Annotated in this window: 27 protein-coding genes; 7 read left to right on the top strand and 20 right to left on the bottom strand. The window is 40.0% G+C overall.

Going from position 1 to position 18,625, the window contains the following annotated elements:
* Window positions 1-6 precede the first annotated feature (6 nt).
* The 17 genes from HCO57_RS07195 to HCO57_RS07120 form a co-directional block, all read right to left on the bottom strand.
* A complete protein-coding gene (locus HCO57_RS07195) occupies window positions 7-456 on the bottom strand; it encodes a hypothetical protein (RefSeq protein WP_167988453.1) in 450 nt (149 codons plus the stop codon).
* The gene (locus tag HCO57_RS07190) at window positions 456-779 is read right to left on the bottom strand and encodes a hypothetical protein (RefSeq protein ID WP_167988452.1); all 324 of its coding nucleotides are present in this window, start codon (window positions 777-779) and stop codon (window positions 456-458) included. Before HCO57_RS07190 ends, HCO57_RS07195 begins: the two co-directional genes overlap by 1 nt.
* Window positions 770-1,045 carry a hypothetical protein gene (locus HCO57_RS07185; protein WP_167988451.1) on the bottom strand — a complete coding sequence of 92 codons (276 nt, stop codon included), beginning with the start codon at window positions 1,043-1,045 and terminating at the stop codon, window positions 770-772. Before HCO57_RS07185 ends, HCO57_RS07190 begins: the two co-directional genes overlap by 10 nt.
* Entirely contained in the window at window positions 1,035-1,208 is a 174-nt protein-coding gene (locus tag HCO57_RS07180; RefSeq protein WP_167988450.1) for a hypothetical protein, read from the bottom strand. The genes HCO57_RS07185 and HCO57_RS07180 overlap by 11 nt, the downstream gene beginning before the upstream one ends.
* Window positions 1,205-1,342, bottom strand: a complete 138-nt coding sequence (locus HCO57_RS07175; RefSeq protein WP_167988449.1) for a hypothetical protein — start codon at window positions 1,340-1,342, stop codon at window positions 1,205-1,207. The genes HCO57_RS07180 and HCO57_RS07175 overlap by 4 nt, the downstream gene beginning before the upstream one ends.
* A 3-nt stretch (window positions 1,343-1,345) precedes the next feature.
* A complete protein-coding gene (locus tag HCO57_RS07170; RefSeq protein ID WP_167988448.1) occupies window positions 1,346-1,768 on the bottom strand; it encodes a hypothetical protein in 423 nt (140 codons plus the stop codon).
* A gap of 5 nt (window positions 1,769-1,773) precedes the next feature.
* Window positions 1,774-1,932, bottom strand: coding sequence for a hypothetical protein (locus HCO57_RS07165; RefSeq protein ID WP_167988447.1), 159 nt, complete (start codon window positions 1,930-1,932; stop codon window positions 1,774-1,776).
* A gap of 361 nt (window positions 1,933-2,293) precedes the next feature.
* Window positions 2,294-2,461 carry a hypothetical protein gene (locus HCO57_RS07160; RefSeq protein WP_167988446.1) on the bottom strand — a complete coding sequence of 56 codons (168 nt, stop codon included), beginning with the start codon at window positions 2,459-2,461 and terminating at the stop codon, window positions 2,294-2,296.
* Between the two features lie 2 nt (window positions 2,462-2,463).
* Complete coding sequence (locus HCO57_RS07155) at window positions 2,464-2,628, bottom strand: hypothetical protein (RefSeq protein WP_167988445.1); 165 nt, start codon at window positions 2,626-2,628, stop codon at window positions 2,464-2,466.
* Window positions 2,628-3,275: a DUF3164 family protein gene (locus HCO57_RS07150; RefSeq protein ID WP_167988444.1), complete on the bottom strand. Its 648-nt coding sequence runs from the start codon at window positions 3,273-3,275 to the stop codon at window positions 2,628-2,630. The genes HCO57_RS07155 and HCO57_RS07150 overlap by 1 nt, the downstream gene beginning before the upstream one ends.
* Window positions 3,211-3,447 (bottom strand): hypothetical protein, encoded by a 237-nt coding sequence (locus HCO57_RS16590; RefSeq protein WP_209066061.1) that lies wholly within the window; start codon window positions 3,445-3,447, stop codon window positions 3,211-3,213. The genes HCO57_RS07150 and HCO57_RS16590 overlap by 65 nt, the downstream gene beginning before the upstream one ends.
* The gene (locus HCO57_RS07145) at window positions 3,438-3,695 is read right to left on the bottom strand and encodes a hypothetical protein (protein WP_167988443.1); all 258 of its coding nucleotides are present in this window, start codon (window positions 3,693-3,695) and stop codon (window positions 3,438-3,440) included. Before HCO57_RS07145 ends, HCO57_RS16590 begins: the two co-directional genes overlap by 10 nt.
* Entirely contained in the window at window positions 3,695-4,069 is a 375-nt protein-coding gene (locus HCO57_RS07140; protein ID WP_167988442.1) for a hypothetical protein, read from the bottom strand. The genes HCO57_RS07145 and HCO57_RS07140 overlap by 1 nt, the downstream gene beginning before the upstream one ends.
* Window positions 4,066-4,692, bottom strand: a complete 627-nt coding sequence (locus HCO57_RS07135; RefSeq protein WP_167988441.1) for an ATP-dependent serine protease — start codon at window positions 4,690-4,692, stop codon at window positions 4,066-4,068. Before HCO57_RS07135 ends, HCO57_RS07140 begins: the two co-directional genes overlap by 4 nt.
* A 6-nt stretch (window positions 4,693-4,698) precedes the next feature.
* Window positions 4,699-5,754 (bottom strand): ATP-binding protein, encoded by a 1,056-nt coding sequence (locus HCO57_RS07130; protein WP_167988440.1) that lies wholly within the window; start codon window positions 5,752-5,754, stop codon window positions 4,699-4,701.
* Between the two features lie 12 nt (window positions 5,755-5,766).
* Entirely contained in the window at window positions 5,767-7,761 is a 1,995-nt protein-coding gene (locus HCO57_RS07125) for a kinase (protein ID WP_167988439.1), read from the bottom strand.
* Window positions 7,761-7,982, bottom strand: a complete 222-nt coding sequence (locus HCO57_RS07120) for a hypothetical protein (protein WP_167988438.1) — start codon at window positions 7,980-7,982, stop codon at window positions 7,761-7,763. Before HCO57_RS07120 ends, HCO57_RS07125 begins: the two co-directional genes overlap by 1 nt.
* An 80-nt stretch (window positions 7,983-8,062) precedes the next feature.
* On the opposite strand from HCO57_RS07120, the gene HCO57_RS07115 reads away from it, so the two are divergent.
* The gene (locus HCO57_RS07115) at window positions 8,063-8,560 is read left to right on the top strand and encodes a helix-turn-helix domain-containing protein (RefSeq protein ID WP_167988437.1); all 498 of its coding nucleotides are present in this window, start codon (window positions 8,063-8,065) and stop codon (window positions 8,558-8,560) included.
* Here HCO57_RS07115 and HCO57_RS07110 read toward each other — a convergent pair.
* Both HCO57_RS07110 and HCO57_RS07105 read right to left on the bottom strand, forming a co-directional pair.
* Entirely contained in the window at window positions 8,557-8,745 is a 189-nt protein-coding gene (locus HCO57_RS07110; protein WP_167988436.1) for a hypothetical protein, read from the bottom strand. The genes HCO57_RS07115 and HCO57_RS07110 overlap by 4 nt on opposite strands.
* Window positions 8,746-9,152: 407 nt before the next feature.
* On the bottom strand, window positions 9,153-9,341 hold the full coding sequence (locus tag HCO57_RS07105; protein WP_167988435.1) for a hypothetical protein: 189 nt from the start codon (window positions 9,339-9,341) through the stop codon (window positions 9,153-9,155).
* A gap of 107 nt (window positions 9,342-9,448) precedes the next feature.
* Here HCO57_RS07105 and HCO57_RS16805 point away from each other — a divergent pair, with 107 nt between their 5' ends.
* The 6 genes from HCO57_RS16805 to HCO57_RS07075 all read left to right on the top strand — a co-directional run bounded on the left by HCO57_RS16805 (window position 9,449) and on the right by HCO57_RS07075 (window position 18,284).
* Window positions 9,449-9,520, top strand: coding sequence for a hypothetical protein (locus tag HCO57_RS16805; RefSeq protein ID WP_167988682.1), 72 nt, complete (start codon window positions 9,449-9,451; stop codon window positions 9,518-9,520).
* A gap of 733 nt (window positions 9,521-10,253) precedes the next feature.
* Window positions 10,254-11,468 (top strand): DNA polymerase IV, encoded by a 1,215-nt coding sequence (gene dinB, locus HCO57_RS07095; protein ID WP_080318052.1) that lies wholly within the window; start codon window positions 10,254-10,256, stop codon window positions 11,466-11,468.
* A 115-nt stretch (window positions 11,469-11,583) separates the two neighbouring features.
* The gene (locus HCO57_RS07090; RefSeq protein WP_167988681.1) at window positions 11,584-14,598 is read left to right on the top strand and encodes a DNA polymerase III subunit alpha; all 3,015 of its coding nucleotides are present in this window, start codon (window positions 11,584-11,586) and stop codon (window positions 14,596-14,598) included.
* Window positions 14,599-14,888: 290 nt separating this feature from the next.
* Window positions 14,889-15,254, top strand: coding sequence for a DUF7009 family protein (locus HCO57_RS07085; RefSeq protein WP_136949351.1), 366 nt, complete (start codon window positions 14,889-14,891; stop codon window positions 15,252-15,254).
* Between the two features lies 1 nt (window position 15,255).
* Complete coding sequence (locus HCO57_RS07080; protein WP_167988434.1) at window positions 15,256-17,547, top strand: FdhF/YdeP family oxidoreductase; 2,292 nt, start codon at window positions 15,256-15,258, stop codon at window positions 17,545-17,547.
* Between the two features lie 59 nt (window positions 17,548-17,606).
* Window positions 17,607-18,284, top strand: a complete 678-nt coding sequence (locus HCO57_RS07075) for a hypothetical protein (protein ID WP_167988433.1) — start codon at window positions 17,607-17,609, stop codon at window positions 18,282-18,284.
* A gap of 23 nt (window positions 18,285-18,307) precedes the next feature.
* Here the strand turns inward: HCO57_RS07075 and HCO57_RS07070 are convergent, their stop codons facing one another.
* Window positions 18,308-18,607, bottom strand: a complete 300-nt coding sequence (locus HCO57_RS07070; protein ID WP_317171137.1) for a trehalase family glycosidase — start codon at window positions 18,605-18,607, stop codon at window positions 18,308-18,310.
* Between the last annotated feature and the right edge of the window lie 18 nt (window positions 18,608-18,625).

Here is an 18,625-nt window from a genome sequence, read left to right as displayed (position 1 = left end):
TAATTATTACTCTGCGTCTTCCCATCGCTTGTTGCGTAGGTAGGTATCTGGTAAACATTTGGCAATGCCAGAATGCATACGGAGCCAATCATTATAACGGCGTATACCTGCTAGCGCTTTAATGCGGTCTGCTTCTGATAGTTTGATCCATAACTTTTCTGCCCTTAGTTTATTCTGTTTTAAATCGTAAACCGTCCAAAATGTTGCAAAGCTGGTGTCTACCGTTCCTTTTTCTACCTCAAAAAACTTGCGCATCTCTACATCTTTAGTCCAGAAGTCCATACGGTCTTCTTGAGATGGAAAGTTTTTGGCATTGAACAGCCATTTAATTTGGTTTTCTTGCATCTGGCCTTGTAGCACTTCAAAAGCTTTTAAATCGCCATTTAAATGGTATTTAAATTGCCAAACAAAGAGGCCAGAGCGGGCGGTAACTGTGTAAGTGGTTAGTAGTTCCATTACGCCAATTCTTTATCTAATTCATTACTTATATTCTGTAATACCGTTTGCTCATACAAGTTGGGTATAAATTTAATGCCATGTAGTAGCGCTAGCTGCAGGTAGTATGCCTCCCAATACTGTAGTTTTAAGGTATATCTTTTATTAGGTGGAAGTTGGCGCTTACGTATGGCTAGTGTGCTTAACTTATCTGCCAGCAAACCCCATATATTATTAAACAGTTGTTTCTGCTTGCTATCTGCATGGAGGTGGCAGTATTGCCAAATTGTGTTAACTACATTAAGACGGTCATTACTTAAGTCTATTTTTACTTTTATTGCCATGTGTGTTCTAATTTTTTCGTTTTATTTACTTTGCCTAATTCTGTGTTGAGAGCAGAGGGTAAATGCAATGCGGTTTGATCCAGGGTAAATTCTTTAATCCAATCTGGCAGAGCTTCTATTGCCTTTATCTGTTGCTGCAGCTTTGCCAACTCCCTTATAATTTTTTTTGTCTTGGCAACTGGCAATACATGGGCATTGTTCGCCATAAATGCTATGAGTTGTAGCTCATAATTTTGAAGCCAGCTTTGTTTTTCATTATACGTCATGGGTAATACTTGCAAAATCTTTACGGCAATCTAGGCAGTGGGCTTTAGTAACCTCATGGGTAGCAAAGGCCTCTTCTACTAAGAGAACATCATTTTTATGCGGGCACATCTCTTGCCACATTTTTAGGTACCATTCTTGTACCGGTCTTTGGGTTGTTATCATTCTACGGTGTAGGGTGTTTGTTTTATTAATAGTGCCTCTGGGTGTTCTTTAGCTACCTCTAGTATGCTCTTTGCCCTTACCATAATTGTAGTAGGCGTAAAGTTTTGCATCTTTTTAACTAGATAGAGTTTCATTAATTACTTGTATTTTTTATTCACCATTTGCTCGAGCGCCTTTATTACTTTGGGCATTTCTGTAGTGGCACACAATTGTTTTAAAGGCTTTTTAACGGGGCTTTTGGTATACAGCCAGTGGGCCAGTAATTGTAAATTGGCAACGGTTCTGCCATTCTTAGTACTTACCCATCCATATTGTTGGCAAAGGCTTAATATGTAGCGGTGTTTACTGTCTTTTACATTAAAGGCCGCCCAATTATCATAAGGGCCCCTGTGCGGAGTGCCACCTAACTGCTCAATAATTAGATTGGCTTGCTCAAAAGAGAGGTCGTTACAGCTTATTTTATCTACGCTGCCTGTTGCCCACTGCACAAACTCTTCTTTAATATCCCTAGTAGGGGTATTAATATGAATGTACTTTTTTTGTGATTTTGTTGCTTGCATGTCTGTTAGTTAAAAATGTCTTTGTCTTCTGGTACCGGCCCATATTTTCTAAAATCTTCTTTACACTGTTGCTCCCATTGCTCATGGGTATATGCTTTTGCGCCGCCACGGACTAATAGTATTACAAAGAGGGTAAACAGAAGTATTAAAAAGATGTATAGCATATTGTTTTTAATTTTATTTGTGCCAGGGGCAGGATTTGAACCTGCATGAAAAACTTGCGTTACCATTGCAAGTGACCGCGACTTTCTCTATAAACTCCTCCAGTGCACTAGAGGCTACCACGTTTTTTCTCACCATTTGGTATGGCTTAGCGTCTACCATGTTCCGCCACCCTGGCTTTTGCCCTGTATCGTAGGGCCTACGTTCTTTGGCTATCTTGGTGCATGAATCTTGCGTGCTCCCACACCGTTTAACCTTGCTGCAGTTATACACTTGCCTGGGGGTCTGCAGCTGGTATTAAGAAAGCCCTTTTTGCCCGCCGAAAAGCGAGACCTACACTGGGAAGCAACCCCCATGTTTTTTTTACTTACTCAATACCATTGTAGGCACGGGCATACCTGCTAGGGGCACAAACTTTGCCCCGTTCTTTATTCTTTTGGCATCTTGCTCCTTGGCTATTACAAGGGCTTTTAGTGCTTGTTGGCGCAAGAATTTGGGATTGTTAGCTACATCTTGTCTGCTGTTGTCCATTTTTACTTTTTTTGAATACTGTTTAAATGCTGCCTAAACGCCTTTTGCTCTGATGGCGTTAACTCTTCTCTGCACACCCAATTGCCATTGGTGTCTTGTATTATTTCTTTGCCGTTTACGTAGACTTTGGTAACATCTAACTCTAGCACTTCTATTTCTGTAGGCATTAGAGGCTGCTAAAGTTTAAACTAAGAGTCTTATAACTGCCATCTGGTTGCTTTTCTTGGAACTCATACCCAAAGGCCTTTAGATGGGTGCTGTAGCTTTCTTTGATTAAGCCTAGGCCTTCTATCCATCTTGGGTCATTGAACTTGTCTTGGTGTTGAAACAAATTCATTACTCGGGCATATTCCAGGTCTCCAGCATCGTTCTTGGCTAGGAAACTCAACAAAATCTCATACAGCTCTTTGTCTTTCTTTTTTACGGTGTCTCCCAAAAAATCTTTGATTAGCTCACTGGCTTTAGTGCTGCGCTCATCCCATGTAGGTGTAGTATCTCTACGGCGTTTTATCTTATAGTTGCCGTCTTTGGTGATAATGCTAAATCCGCCTTTGCTATTACTACGAAGGGCGCCGTAATCCTGTAAGGCTTTTGCCTGTTCTTGCATGTGGGCCTCTGCCTCTTTTTTAAAACGAGCCAGAGCAAGGTGCAGGTCTTTTGCATTAGTAAATAGATACTCTATGGTGTGCTCACGCTCTGCCTCATACTTTTCTTTGAGCCTTTCCTTTTCTTTCTGTTCTTTTTTACGCTTAGAGGCTAACAGCTGCTCTAACTCTGCCGTAGTCATTTCTGCTGGAGACTTTTCTTGTGACATGTGTTGTACTGGGTTTTGGATTATGTAATAGGTTCTCTAGTCTTTCTTTGTAGCGTACTACACCAATGTAGTACGGATGGTCTGGGCCTTTGTTTTCTAACCAATGGCTTAAGCTAGCTGCTCTGTTAATTAGCTCTACATTGGTTAAATGGCCTTTAGGTGTTATGGGCATTCTGGTTTCTTTTTAGTTAAATAATCATACACTTGTTGCACTTCTCTATCTAGAGCCTTTGGCAGAACGTATTTGGGGGTTACTAATACGTTGGGGGTTTCTGCCAATTGGTCTAGACAATGCATAAGGCTTGCACGTTCCATGCTTATGCAGATGCGTTTACCGGCACTTAGGGTACCATTTAATTTAGTATAGCGCTGCACGGCTATAAGAAGGTCTAATCTTATTATTATCTGGGCTTTGTTCATTAATTAAATGGGTGTTTAATGCTATTTCTGTGGGTTTTTAAATCTGATTTAATTAAGTCTAGCAAGGCTTTTGGGTAATTGCTTTGAATGGCCTCTGCATACTGCAGAAACAAATCTTGAAAGTTTTCTGGGTCTACAATACCCGCCTCTAGGTACTCTTTGTGGTCGTTAAAAAATGGCTCTTCTACAAATAGTTGCCATTGGGTGGCGTACCAATTGTACAAGGCCTTGTTTTGCAACATGTGCATTAGCGGTAAGCCTAGGTTTATGGCATACTTACTACACCATACAGCGTAGTGGTTTACCCGGCAATTATCGTACACCAAATAGGTACTGCCCAGGGCTTTGCGTATTAGATGGTTTCTTGTGCTCATTTTGTTAATTTTTCCCAGTACTCGGCTGCCCGTGCTGGATAAATGTTGTAGGGTTCTTTACCGCCATATCTTGACTTTGGAAAGGCCATAAAACCCTCCACCCAGATTTTAACGGATACATCGTATTCAATTTTTTTGGCCACACGGCCCTCTGGTTTCTTACCCTCCGCATGGCTAAGCCAGATAAAGGAGGTGTTTTTAAATTTTCTAGTGAACTCTTGGTATTGCTTGTAGCTAATGCCGTAGTACTGGTAACTGTCGATAAACACAAAGTCGGCTGCATTTCTCCTGGATAATCTGGCGTACAGCTCCTCAAACTCATCAGTAAGCAACTGAAAATTAGAACCACAAGCCTCCATGCCTGTTCTTTTACAAGCCAGCTCAAAACTTTCACTATTCCCCTCTTCCAAGCCCAAGTACCAGACTTTTCCATACTTAGCAAGGAGTTTAGCAAGACGTAAGGAGTAGCTTGTTTTACCATTTCCGGAGTGACCGTAAATAATCCAGTTTGCGGACTTTTCTGGTCTGCCAATATGTTCTTGCCATTCATTAGTAAAGGGTAGTACATCTCTTTTGGTTGCGTATAATTGTGTAATCGAAATTGCTTTCTTTAGTTTGGCCATAGTTGGCTATACCGTTTCTAACTTGTTTTTAAAATCTTTCTCTGCTTGCTCTCTTAGTTTGCTCCACTTATCTAACAATGGGGCTAAGCCCTTCCAATTAAATCTGCTATCCTCTTCTAGTATAGCTACCGCATCTGTATACTTATCTACTTGTTGTTTTACCAGTGCTTCTGACAATAATGCTATAGCCTCTTGAGCTAGGTTTTGGTTGCGCTCTAGTTTCTTTTTTATAGCATACACTTTGCGGCTTACTCTACGTAGGTCTGCTTTGCTATCTTCTATTACTTCTTTTATAAAGTCTTTGTGCTCCACACCATTGGCCATACAGATGTGTGCTACATCTTCTGTTGATGGTTCCGCTATAAAGATGAATTTGCGCCCTAGACGGCTATACATTTCTTCATACCCTTTTCTGTTTAATCTTCGGCCACGGTCTATGCGGTTCTGCAGGTGCTCGGTAGCTGCCAGGACTATACCGCAATGGTCTTCTAACAGGTTGTACAGTGTTATAAAGAAGCATAATACATGGTCTGGCAGTTTGTCTGCCTCATCAAATATTAATAGCGGGGAGTTCTTTACTTTAAGAGCAAACACCAGCTCATCCATCATTTGACTAATGCTCTTGCCACTAGTTTTATGCCCTACTATGCGCAATACCTCTCTTAGGAATGTTTTACGGTCCCAATATTCTCTACAGCATACGTAGTAGGCATCTGGATTATGAAGGGTATACGATTCTAATGCCTTTGTTTTGCCACAGCCAGCATCCCCAATCATGCCAAATACTTTAGCGTCTTCCTGTGCGTCTTCCATAAGGCGCTGTATGCGCTTATAGTTTGCTGTTTGGCAGATTATCCAATCTTTTCCAGATATGCCTAACTGCGTACCTATGTTACGCCACATAGTATCACTTATTTGCTCCCATATTTCTTTGGTAATCTGATGCAAAGTGGCAGGGCTTACTTTTTTAAGGCTATGAGCGGCTTTGTTAAGACCGCCATACCTTTCTATGTGAAGCCCTACAGCCTCTGTAATGCGTTGTTTTTCTTGTAGTGTTACCATATTGAGTGTTAATTAATAATCATCATATAAGTCTCCATATTCCATATTGCTCACTTGCTTTTGCACTTGTGCTATAGATGGTGCCTTGGATTCTTTTGTTTTTCTTTTTTTGCTTTCTAACCCTTTTATGTGTGGAGCATTTAGGCCTTGCTGTTCTGCAGAGAGGCCAAGGTTTTGCATTAGGGCATCCATTGTATCCCTAGATTCTATGCGGCGCTCTTTATTTGCCTTTTTAACTTTAGCTATAAATTGAGCTTCCCAGTCTTGTTGTTCTTGCTTGCCACGGCTAATCTCTATCTTGGTTTCTGCGGCTGTAAGGAATTTTAGGCCTAGCGGCGTATCTTCATACAACCATATTAGGTGCATATCTTCTGGGTCATATTTAACAGTAACCTTACGGTCTATGTTATTGGCCAACCATTTAACATCTGGTGCCCTATCTTGGTCGTACACCATATAGGTGTGCTTTTGTTTAGCTTCTGTAAAGCTTATACCATAAGCGGTTACAGTTACTGGTTTTTCTCTTTGTACCCAGAATATATCTACCATATCAAACACATCTATTGCTGGAGCTTTTGGATTATTACTATCATAATACATGCTTAACCTTGGCTCTTTGGTTTTAAAATGTGGCATTTGATTCCATTGCTTACGCATTTCTGCGTACTGGGCTTTGGCCTCTTCTAAAGTGGGCAGGTTGTCTACATTGGCCAAAATAAATTCCATGTTTGCCTGGCTCTCTTCTGCACGGGCGGTAATGTTTTGACCAGTGAAGTACCAATGCCTTTTCATTACCTGGTGTTGAAATCTGTAAAAGGCATTTTCTATAGTCTTGGACTTACCGTTATACGGTTCTGTTTTTATGGACAGCTTGGCTATACGGTCTAAGAATACGCCGTTCTTTAGTTTTTTATGCCCACCAGCACCATCATATTTTATCTCATAAGGTCTATGCCCGCTATTTTTGACCGCCATTTTATAGGCATAGTATTGAGCTTCGTAATTTTCTGTTGGGCTTATGTGATAGCCTAGGAATACCTCACTAAAGGCATCCATAACCTCGTACACCATGCAGGTGGCCATTTTGCCGTTTTCGTCTTTATAGTAAAGGTTTAATTTAGTACCATCTGAATACCATAAGCTATCTCTCATGGTTGGTAATTTGGTAGAGTGTTGGTAGCTGTACTTTTCTTTGGCTTTAAGCTCTCCGTAGCGGTAGCCCCACCATTGGTTTTTAATTTCTGGCTGGTGTAAAAAGTTATAAAGTGTCTTTTCTTCTTTTAGTACTCTCCAGTTCTTTTCTATGGCCCGCTCATTATACTCATCTAACAGTTGTGCACAACTGGTAACTTTGTTTACCTGGTCTGCCCAGCGGCCTATTACCCATTGTTTGCTATTGCTATTTAGTTTTTCGCTGTTCTTATGGCCATGTCCTTGGTGCACAAGGGCCTCAAAACCAATTTCTTGGTACTTTTTGTACTTACGCTGCAGACTACGTGCATTTTTTGGCAAGCTATGTGGCCAAAGATGGTAGGGAAGCTCCTGAACTATATCGCTCAAGGCATTCCATGTTTTGGTAAGACCGCCATTACCTAGCGCTTTAGTTCTCAATATACGGTCATTAATCACTGTTTTAATACCGTTTAGGATAGCGGCCTCTGCAGCGTATCTTTTCTGCACATCTTCTGCCAATGGCGTACCATTATCAAAAAGGTAATCTGCAAAATAGCGAGCGGCTTTCACATCTCGCTCTAGATAATCGCAAAATATGATATGCATATCCGTTTTTGTTGGGTCTCCAACAAGGGATATAACCTCTTGCTGGTAGTGTTCGTGGATGGATGCCCAACTAATCAAAGCTGGCGAACCTTTACCACGGCCTTTGCGCATTACTCTAAATGGGCCACGGCGGCAATAATTATCATATTTATATTTAGGCATGATGCGAGCTACCTTGTAGAGCCAACCGCCGTGTATGCAAAGTGTATTTTGGTAGGTCTCGAACATTATGCTATTTCTTTAGGTTCTTTGGTTTCTTGGGGTTCTTGGGGTTCTTTATTAAAAGAACCTAGCATAGGTTCCACAATCTTAATTAGTTGCTTAGCTCTCTCTGTATTTGCAGGGCGTTCTCCGGTCAATACGTAGTCCACATATGCACTACTCATATTCAACTGTTTAGCGATTGCGCTTTTGTTTAATATTTTTAACTCTTCTCTTGTGTACGCCATTTTTTTGACTAGCTTTGTTTAAATTCTTGAACAAATATTGTGAATATTTTTCACATTGTGAAATATTTTCAACATAAAAAGTGAGTGATATTAACTATTTTGCGGAAAATTTGCGCTACTTGCTTGATAAGCAAGGGCATAGCCAACAGCATCTTGCGGATATAATTTGCAAGGACAGGACGAGCATAAGTGCGTACCTAAGGCGTAAGTCTACCCCAGATTTTGCTACAATTATCACTATATCAAACCTTTATAGTGTTTCTATTGATGATTTGTTAAAAAAAGACTTAAAACATGCTAAGTATGATTTAGGTGAGCATAAATCTATTGTTCGTGAAAAAAATGCACACTACAAGACGCAAAATTTTCCCGACCAAATGTTTACAGAAGGTTTTGAGGGTTATATTAAAAAGTTAATTAAAGAGGGTATAAAGGACTATCTTGGTAGTGCTGCAGCCATGACAAGCCTTACCGAACAGATAAGCTACCTGTACAAGAGAGAACAGCGCAGGGAGTTTGAGGAAGAGCTTGAGAAATCTAAAAAGCGTTTAAAGCGTAAGAAAGAAGAAACTAACTAAGACGTTAATAAATTAATTAAACTAGACCCTACTTGCTGTAACTCTGCAGCCTCTAGCGCTTTAAATTCATTATGAACTTGTTTTACAATTCGTTTTAATTCATTACTATCTATAATGCCGCTATCGTAGTCCGCATTGGCTTGCTTAATTGTCAGTAGTAGTACTTTTAGTTTATCCTCTGCCATCTGCTTTAAAATAAAGGTCTAACATAGAATTAAGTAACTGTATCTTTTGCGACTTTCTGTTGTGCGCCCTTTGTATTATATAACTACCTCCTAAAGCGAGAGCAACAAAACTTATAACCACACCAGAGGCATATAGATGTAAGAGCGCATCGTCCCATTTTAATGAGGCGTCAAAAACCCAATATAGTTGAATGAAGTATAGATAAACAGGTACCATGTAGCTAATCCTGTAGGGCTTAAAAAACACGGCTATTAAGATTAGAAAAGGGGAGAGCGTTTGAGAGAACACCCATATAAATGTTTGAGTGTCTTGGTACCCATAATTATTAGATAGTTGCAGATTTGGGTAAATCTTGTCAGCGATAAGTATTACCCCTGACAAGATTATTAAGAAACTACCAAAAGTTTTAGTTACCTCCTTGATTACCGGGTCTGACAACTTTTTCTTTGTCAACCTCTCCTTGCCCTTGATTTCCTGGTCTGACGATTTTGTCTTTGTCAACTTGATAAATTTCTTGCTCTCTGGTGGTGTCATCTGTGCATGCTGTTAATACTGTTACAACTGTTGCAATTAATAAGGCTTTAAAAGTTTTCATACTCTAAGGTTTAAAGATTAAGTGAAAACATAAATTTAAAGCCTTAATTGCTTAATACTGTGATTATTTGGGGGAAGGTATTCACAATAATAAAAGCTAATATGTGAATAAATTACGACATAGAAGTACACGAAAACCACAATTTTTATATGGTTTTGCAGATTATTACCATTTTTTAACATAAAAAGCGATAATTACACCCTATGATAGAGCAAACAAATCGCACATCAGTATTTGACGCTTACACACATAAAAAACAATAAAAATCTATAAACTGCTGTATGTCAATGTTATAAGGTATTTTTTTACTTTTAATACATTACATTATCCCCCTTGTTTCGTGTGTTTTTAAGTGTTTTTATCCCTTTTTTATGCTTTTATCCCTATTTCTACGTTAATATTTATACATGAAAATGACTGCCCAAATGACTGCCCAAATGACTGCCCAAACTGTACTTTTCATACTATAGAAATAAGTACATGAGCATTTTATAAAGAATTTAAACGCTATTTAAAACCTTTTTAGACCGCTATATTAAAGGGTTGTACCAATATTTTAGGTATAAACTAACATTGGTCTATAAGAATTCAAGAAAATTCAACTAAATGTACTTTTTAATTATTTTACCGTATTAGACTAAAAACGCTGTGAAGTGTTGAAAATAAAGGCCTTTTTGGACTTTTTGGACTTTTTATTATTTGTACTATTCATTATTACCCCCTTATTAGTAGAGTCTTTAATTGCTACTAAGGTCCCAAATGAATCTATATTATTCATGTTGATATTTTAACATGGATAAAATCCAAATAAATGGAATAATTCCATAATTTAGCTTCCCCCTTTTTGTGGATTGCCTTTTTGATTGTTAAAAAGGGATGTCTAACAAGTTAGCAGTAGGGGAGTTAAGTGGTATGAACAAGACTATTCTACATTTGGATTTAGACACGTTTTATGTGTCTGTAGAGCGACTCATACAACCAGCGTTAAAGCACCGTCCATTATTGGTTGGCGGCACAAGTGACCGTGGTGTGGTGGCGGCCTGTAGTTATGAAACTCGTGGTTTTGGGGTGCATTCTGGTATGCCCATGCGTATGGCCAAACAGTTGTGTCCAGAGGCGGTGGTAATTCGAGGCAATGCGGGTACCTACAGCAAGCATTCAGATGTGGTTACCGAGATTATTAAAGAGCAGGTGCCTGTTTTTGAGAAATCCAGTATAGATGAGTTTTATGCGGATTTAACAGGGATGGACCGTTTTTTTGGCTCGTACAAATACGCTACGGAGCTGCGGAAAAAAATAATCAAGGAGACGGGTTTACCCATTTCCTTTGGGCTTTCGGTAAATAAAGTGGTCTCTAAAGTTGCTACCAATGAGGCAAAGCCTAACAATCAAATAAAAATAGATTTTGGGTACGAAAAACCTTTTCTGGCTCCTTTGTCCATTAAAAAAATACCCATGGTGGGCGATAAAACCTATCAAACCCTACGTAATCTGGGAATACGCCAAGTAAAAACCGTGCAAGAAATGCCCAAAGATGTTATTCATCAAGTGCTGGGTGCCAACGGGGTGCTTATTTGGAAAAGGGCACAAGGCATAGATAATACGCCAGTGGTTCCTTTTAACGAGCGTAAATCTATTTCTACGGAGCGCACTTTTGATAAAGACACGATAGACGTGGTCAAGCTCAAGGGTATTTTAACGGCAATGACAGAGAATTTGGCCTATCAGTTAAGGCGTGGCGAAAAGCTTACCGCTTGTATTACGGTAAAAATTCGCTATTCAGATTTTAACACCTATTCCAAGCAAAAACGAATTGCCTACACCAGTGCGGACCATATTTTAATACCTAAGGTGATGGAGTTGTTTCAATCACTTTACAATAAAAGAATGTTGGTGCGCTTGGTTGGGGTGCGGTTTAGCCATCTGGTATCTGGAAACTACCAGATAAACTTGTTCGAGGATACGGAAGAAACCTTGAATCTATACCAAGCCATGGATAAAGTGCGGCAGCGCTTTGGGGACAGGGCCGTATTGCGAGCGTCTGCTATGGGCGCCAAAACCATTGGTAGAATGCAAAACCCATTTAATGGGCAACCACCTGTTGTTTTAGCACACAGAAAACAGTAAAACCTAGTTGCTAGCAGTATCAATTTAAAAAAAAATGCATGCAACAAACAACAAACAACAAACAACAAACAACAAACAACGAACAACGAACAACGAACAACGAAAAATAAACACCGTGTATCTAAATTGCCATACTTATTACAGCCTGCGTTTTGGAACCTTTTCTGAGGTAGCGCTTTTGCAATTGGCACAAGAGCATCATGTGCGGCAATTGGTGTTAACAGATATAAATAATACTTCTGCGGCATTAAATTTTGTACGTAAGGCGCCAGAATATGGCGTAAAACCTATTTTGGGTATCGATTTTAGAAATGGCGTAGACCAGTGTTTTGTTGGTGTAGCACAGAATAATGAGGGGTTTCAAGAATTGAATACTTATTTGTCCCGTTTTTTACATCAGCATATTCCTATTCCAGAACGGGCTCCTGTTTTTAAAAATGCCTTTGTGGTATATCCGTTTGAGAAAGTATTGTTGAATGAGTATGATGAATTTCTGCCGCATGAGTTTATAGGTATTTCTGTGCGCGATTTGCGGAGACTGCCTTTTTCTCGACTTAAAAATTATACGGACAAGCTGGTGGTGCAGCAGCCGGTTACTTTTAGAAACAAGCGCGATTTTAATGCGCATAGGCTATTACGTGCCATTGATAATAATGTGTTGTTAAGCAAGCTAGACGATGACCAGGTGGCCAGCGAAGAAGAGAAAATGTATCCTATCGCCAATTTGGCCCAAGTGTTCTCAGAATACAGTTTTATTTTGGAAAACACCCAAAAACTGTTGGATGGCTGTGAGCTGTTTTTTGATTTTTCTGCCGATAAAAAGACCCAAAACTTACGGCACTATACTGGCAATGCCTCAGAAGATGTAGCCTTGCTCAAACAATTGGCAGAAGAAGGGCTGCCGTATCGGTATCCAGAGGTAACCCAGGCTGTAAAAGACCGTATGGCAAAAGAACTGGATTTAATTATCCAGATGGATTTTGTGTCTTACTTTCTCATTAATTGGGATATTGTGAGTTATGCTCGCAAGCAGGGTTTTTTCTATGTGGGTAGGGGTAGTGGCGCCAATAGTGTGGTGGCCTATTTATTGCGAATTACAGATGTGGACCCAATGGATTTGGATTTGTATTTTGAAAGGTTCATCAACCTCTATCGCGCCAACCCGCCAGATTTTGACATTGATTTTTCGTGGCGAGACCGCGAGCACATGACGCAATATATTTTTAATCGGTTTAACCATGTAGCGCTGGTAGGTACCTATGTTACATTTAAGGAAAGAGGAGTAATCCGGGAATTGGGCAAGGTGTTTGGGTTACCTAAAGAAGAAATAGATGCTTTGAGTGCGGGGCAAACCAACCTAAAACAACTAGATACTATAGCGCAGTTGGTGCTCAAATACGGAAGGCTTATTCATGGAATGCCCAATTATGTAAGCGTACATGCTAGCGGTATTTTAATAAGCGAGGGCCCGTTGCAGCAATTTTCGGCCACATTTTTGCCGCCAAAAGGTTTTGCTACTGTTCATTTTGATATGATAGCTGCAGAAGATGTGGGCTTGTATAAGTTTGATATCCTTGCACAGCGCGGTCTAGGTAAAATCAAAGATACCTTGGGTATTGTACAATACAATCAGCCAGAAAAATTCACTTTTGATATTCATGATGTAAAGACGTTTTTTAAAGACCCTACCATCAATAATTTAATAAAAACAGCACAATGCATGGGTTGTTTTTATGTGGAGTCTCCCGCTATGCGCATGCTGCTTAAAAAATTGGAGGTAGATAATTATCTGGGGTTGGTGGCGGCCAGTTCTATAATTAGGCCTGGGGTGGCTAAAAGCGGTATGATGCGGGAGTATATTCTTAGGCATCGTAATCCAGGAAGGGCAGAAGAAAAAGGACATCCGGTATTATTATCTATTATGCCAGAAACCTATGGGGTTATGGTGTACCAAGAAGATGTGATAAAGGTGGCGCATCATTTTGCAGATTTGGATTTAGGAGAGGCAGATGTGCTCCGTAGGGGCATGAGTGGTAAATTTCGCTCGCGCGAAGAGTTTGAAAAAGTCAAGGATAAATTCCGAAGCAATTGCTTGGCCAAAGGGTATGCAGAAGCGTTGATAGATGAGGTGTGGCACCAAGTGGCTAGTTTTGCTGGTTATGCTTTCGCCAAGGGACATTCGGCCTCTTATGCGGTAGAGAGCTATCAGAGTTTATTTTTGCGGGCCTATTTTCCATTGGAATATATGGTGGCGGTACTCAATAACGGGGGCGGATTTTATAGTGCCGAATTTTACATTCATGATGCGCGTATGCTTGGGGCAACCATACATCCGCCTTGCGTAAATCAAAGTATAGCGGCTAATGTTATCTACGGCACCCATATTTATTTAGGGTTTATGTACCTGCGCGATTTGGAAGAGCGTGTAATGCAACGCATTGTTAACGAACGCGTGGCCCAAGGACGTTTTTTATCTCTGGAAGATTTTATAGACCGTGTGCCTATTGCTATGGAGCAGTTGAGTATTTTAATACGTATAGATGCTTTTAGGTTTACAGGAATCAATAAACATGAATTACTTTGGAAAGCACATTTTGCGTTGGCCAAGGGCAAACGTGTAGAACATCCAAAGCTTTTTAAGCCTAAGCAACCCAAGTTCCAAATTCCCAAACTACATACTACGGATTTAGAAACAGCTTTTGAACAGTGGGAGCTATTGGGTTTTCCGCTGTGTAACCCTTTTGCATTGTTGGCAGAGCCTGCTAAAAACAGCAACGGGCAACAGCATTTGCAGGCGTATTTAAACAAGCATATAGATATTTACGGGTATTTGGTTACGGTAAAAAATACCAAAACACATACGGGTAAACGCATGCATTTTGCTACGCTTTTAGATTGTTACGGAGAGGTGTTTGATACGGTTCTTTTTCCGCCAGTCGCCGCCAAATATAGTTTTAGGGGCAAAGGGATTTATAGGTTTTATGGTAAAGTGGTGAGCGAATTTGGTTTTTTAAGTGTTGAGGTTATTAAGATGCAAAAGCAAGATTATGTCTCTGACCCTCGCTATGCAGATATGCGCGCTGGTAAAAAGGCATTGGAAGACAAGAAAAAGAATGGTGAAAAAGTTTGATGGTTTAATAGATGTGCTTAGCACTGTGCAAAAAAAAGGCATTTGATAGCAATCTTGGATAATTCTACTCAAGGGTTTATTTGGTGTTGTAATCAAATTTAAATTAGAAAGAATAAAAGCCTAATCTACTAGACAATTTATCAACAGTAATGATATGGGTGTTTCTAGTGTGCTCTAAATAGGTGAGTTAACGCTTTTATTTGCTTTTGTGATAGGGCTAATGATAAACCGTTTTGGGCGCCCTCATTCGAGGGCTAATGCGTACATTAGAGGTTCGTAAAATCAAACACATGAAAATTCGCATAAAAGGAGATGCTATTCGCTTTAGACTAACCCAGTCCGAAGTAAAGCAACTTTCAGATTCTGGCTATATAGAAGAGCAAACACATTTTGAGTCTTCAGTATTTACTTACGCTGTCAAAGCCATGAAAGGACTTAGTCAATTAGAGGCTGCTTTTGAGGGTACTACAATTACACTTTTTATGCCAGAAGACCTTTGTGAAAATTGGTTTTACAATGACCAAGTGGGGTATAGTAATCAAATGTTGATGCCCTCTGGGCGTAGTTTAGGACTGCTCCTAGAAAAAGACTTTACGTGTATGGACAATACCATAGAGGACCAATCAGACAACTACCCCAATCCTAAACTGCAATAAAATGGCGCATAACAAAAGAAATGTCTCTTTTACGGGATCTACAGAATTTACGGGTTTAAAATTAGGTGACCCTATACAACATGCTGCGGGCATGCTCGGTGTAAAAGAAGCTTTAAAACATACATTTAAAGAAATGGGGGTGGTGCGCTCTACCCGAGCTTTATTTAAAATGAATCAGTTAGAGGGGTTCGATTGTCCTAGCTGTGCTTGGCCAGACCCAGAACATCCTTCTAAGATTGCAGAATATTGTGAAAATGGGGCAAAAGCCTTAGCAGATGAGGCAACCACAGATAAAATAGACGCTACTTTTTTTGCTAAGCATTCGGTAGAGGAATTATCACAACTAACGGATTACGAATTAAATAGGTTTGGGCGTTTGGTGTCACCTCTGGTATTACGCCCCAATAGCATCCACTACGAGCCTATTTCTTGGGAAGAATCCTATCAGCTTATTGCAGAGCATTTACACAAGCTTAGCAACCCAAATGAAGCTATTTTTTATACCTCTGGGCGTTCTAGTAACGAGGCCGCTTTTTTATACGGCACCTTTGCAAGGGCTTTTGGTACCAATAACATGCCAGATTGCTCCAATATGTGTCATGAAAGCAGTGGGGTCGCATTGGGCGAAACTTTAGGTATTGGTAAGGGTTCTGTTACTTTAGATGATTTGTACGGGGCAGAAGTGATTATCATAGCTGGGCAAAACCCAGGTACCAATCACCCTAGAATGTTATCGGCCTTAGAAAAATGCAAGCAAAATGGGGGTAAGGTGGTTAGTATTAATCCGCTAGAAGAATCAGGGCTTGTGCATTTTAAGAATCCACAGCATGTAAAAGGAATGCTTAGTGGGGAAGACATGGCAGACATTCATTTGCAGGTACGCATAAATCAAGATATTCCTTTGGTAAAGGCCATCTTAAAAAAGTTAAAGGCATTAGATGCGGAAGGTAATTCAGTTTTTGACCATGATTTTATTGCGAAATACACAGAAGGTTATGAAGCAGTAATGAACGATTTGGACCAGCACAATTTGCAAGATTTAATTGCAATGACTGGCGTTTCCGAGGCAAAAATAGACGAGACGGTACAGTTATTGGCGCCATCTTCTAAAATAATTGTTTGCTGGGCCATGGGGCTTACACAGCATAAAAATGGAGTAGAGACCATACGGGAATTTATTAATCTATTGCTGTTGAAAGGGGCTATAGGTAAACCCCATGCGGGCACATGTCCAGTAAGGGGGCATAGCAATGTACAAGGAGACCGTAGCGTTGGCATACAACATTTTGTAGATAAGGCCATGAACCAGCGCATCAAAGAGCATTTGGGTTTTGAAGCGCCTACGGAAGAAGGTGTGGATGTGGTAAAAGCCATAATGGCAATGCATAAGGGCGATGCTAAAGTATTTATGTGTTTGGGGGGCAATTTTTTAATGGCGGCATCAGACACGGCATATACTGCCGAAGCTATTCAGAATTGTGATTTAACCGTGCAAATAAGCACCAAGTTGAATCGTTCGCATTTAGTCACTGGTAAAACTGCTTTGATTTTGCCTACTATGGGGCGCTCCGAAAAGGACATGAAAAATGGCAAACTGCGTAGCTTTACCGTAGAAAACAGTATGGGGAAAGTAAGGCATAGCAAAGGTTTGCTCAAACCTGCTTCTGGCGATTTGGTAAGCGAACCCGAAATTATAGCCAATATTGCCAATGCCTATTTTAAGGGGAATCATTCTGTAGATTGGAAAACGCTGGGAGATAATTATGAAATGGTCCGCGAGCTGATAGACAAGGTGGCAAAAGGCTTTAAAGATACGGAGGAACGTGCCAAAGGTTCTGGGTATTATTTGCCCAATAATGCTAGGGATAAAGATTTTAGTCATTTGCCCAATGGTAAAGCGCAGTTAATGGTGAATAACTTGCCAAATCACGATTTAAATGAGGACGAATTTATGTTGATGACCATTCGCTCTCATGACCAGTTTAATACCACTATTTACGGATTGCACGATCGTTACCGTGGGGTCTATAATGAAAGACGGGTCTTGTTCATGAATAAGAAGGATATGGCCGCTAAAGGTTTGGCTAAGCGCGATGTGGTAAACTTACATAGCCATTATGATGGTGTAAAGCGTACGGCAGAAAAATTCTTGGTAATACCTTATAATATTCCAGAAGGAAATTTGGGAGCCTACTTTCCAGAAACCAATGTTTTGGTGCCCATAAACCATTATGCAGACCGTAGTTACACGCCTATAAGTAAAAGTGTAAAGGTTACTGTGGAGAAACTGTAGCTTTTTTAGAATTTAAATTTCTTATTTTTAAGTGTTAGAGAATTAATTCGTAGTGAAAAATGAAAGCAGCGCTTTATCTTTTAGTGGTTTTGTTTAGTTGTTCTAATTCTTGGGCTCAAAAAGGTGAAAGCAATTTAGAAAATGTAGATGGGTGGTATTTTAGAGTTACAGGTGGTTATCCAGCAGCCATATCATTTGAACCTATAGTCTTGTTTAAGGATGGAACCTATTTTGAAATAGGAGAAGAAGCGTTGTCTAAGGTTGATATTTCAAAGTCAAAAACTGCCAATGCTAATCTTTGGGGCAAATGGACAAAAAGTGGAACCATTTTTACGTTGACCAACGAGGAGAACAAGTCCTACCAATATGATTTGGATTCCGGTAATTGGTTCGTGGCATTTCCTTATAACCCCAAAATTAAATTAATCGGAACGTATGAGAAGGTTTCTGGGGGTGTCTATGGTAATGGGTTAATGGCTCTTTTTAGTTCTAAACTAACGTTTTTGGATGATAAGCATTTTACCCATGCAAAAAATGGCGGGGTAACCGCGTATGGTTCTTCAGCTTGGAAAAACGATGAAAAATCTGGTGTATACCATATTAAGGGTAACGAAATCAGTTTGTCGTACAATAATGGTGCTACTATAAAACTTTCCTTTGCCATAGGTGCAGAAGGAGATAATGTTATAGATACGGATATGTTATTTATAGGGGGCAAAGCGTATGTTATCGAATAGCGAATACTATCTTTTAGCAAAAGTTACTGTTGTTCCAACTCCTTTTTAAGCGCCAAGTATACTCCGTTACTCCAACCAAAGCCATCTTGCACGGGGTATTCTCCACCGCCCGCTTCTAAGGTTAAATCCGCTACGTTGTATTTTTCTACAAATTTGCCAGTGTTCTCATAAACCTTTTCGTTCAATTGTACCCAGCGGGTAGCAATAGTCTTGGCTAATGCCTGGTGGCCATAATTTTTTAACCCAACATAGGTCATCCACTGTAACGGAGCCCATCCATTAGGTGCATCCCACTGTTGTCCAGAATTACCACTATAACTAATTTAAAAAAGGAAATTTGT

Source organism: Croceivirga sp. JEA036 (genome assembly GCF_011882165.1).
In the GTDB taxonomy this organism is placed as follows: Bacteria; Bacteroidota; Bacteroidia; order Flavobacteriales; family Flavobacteriaceae; genus Croceivirga.
This window is presented reverse-complemented; position numbering and strand designations above follow the sequence as displayed.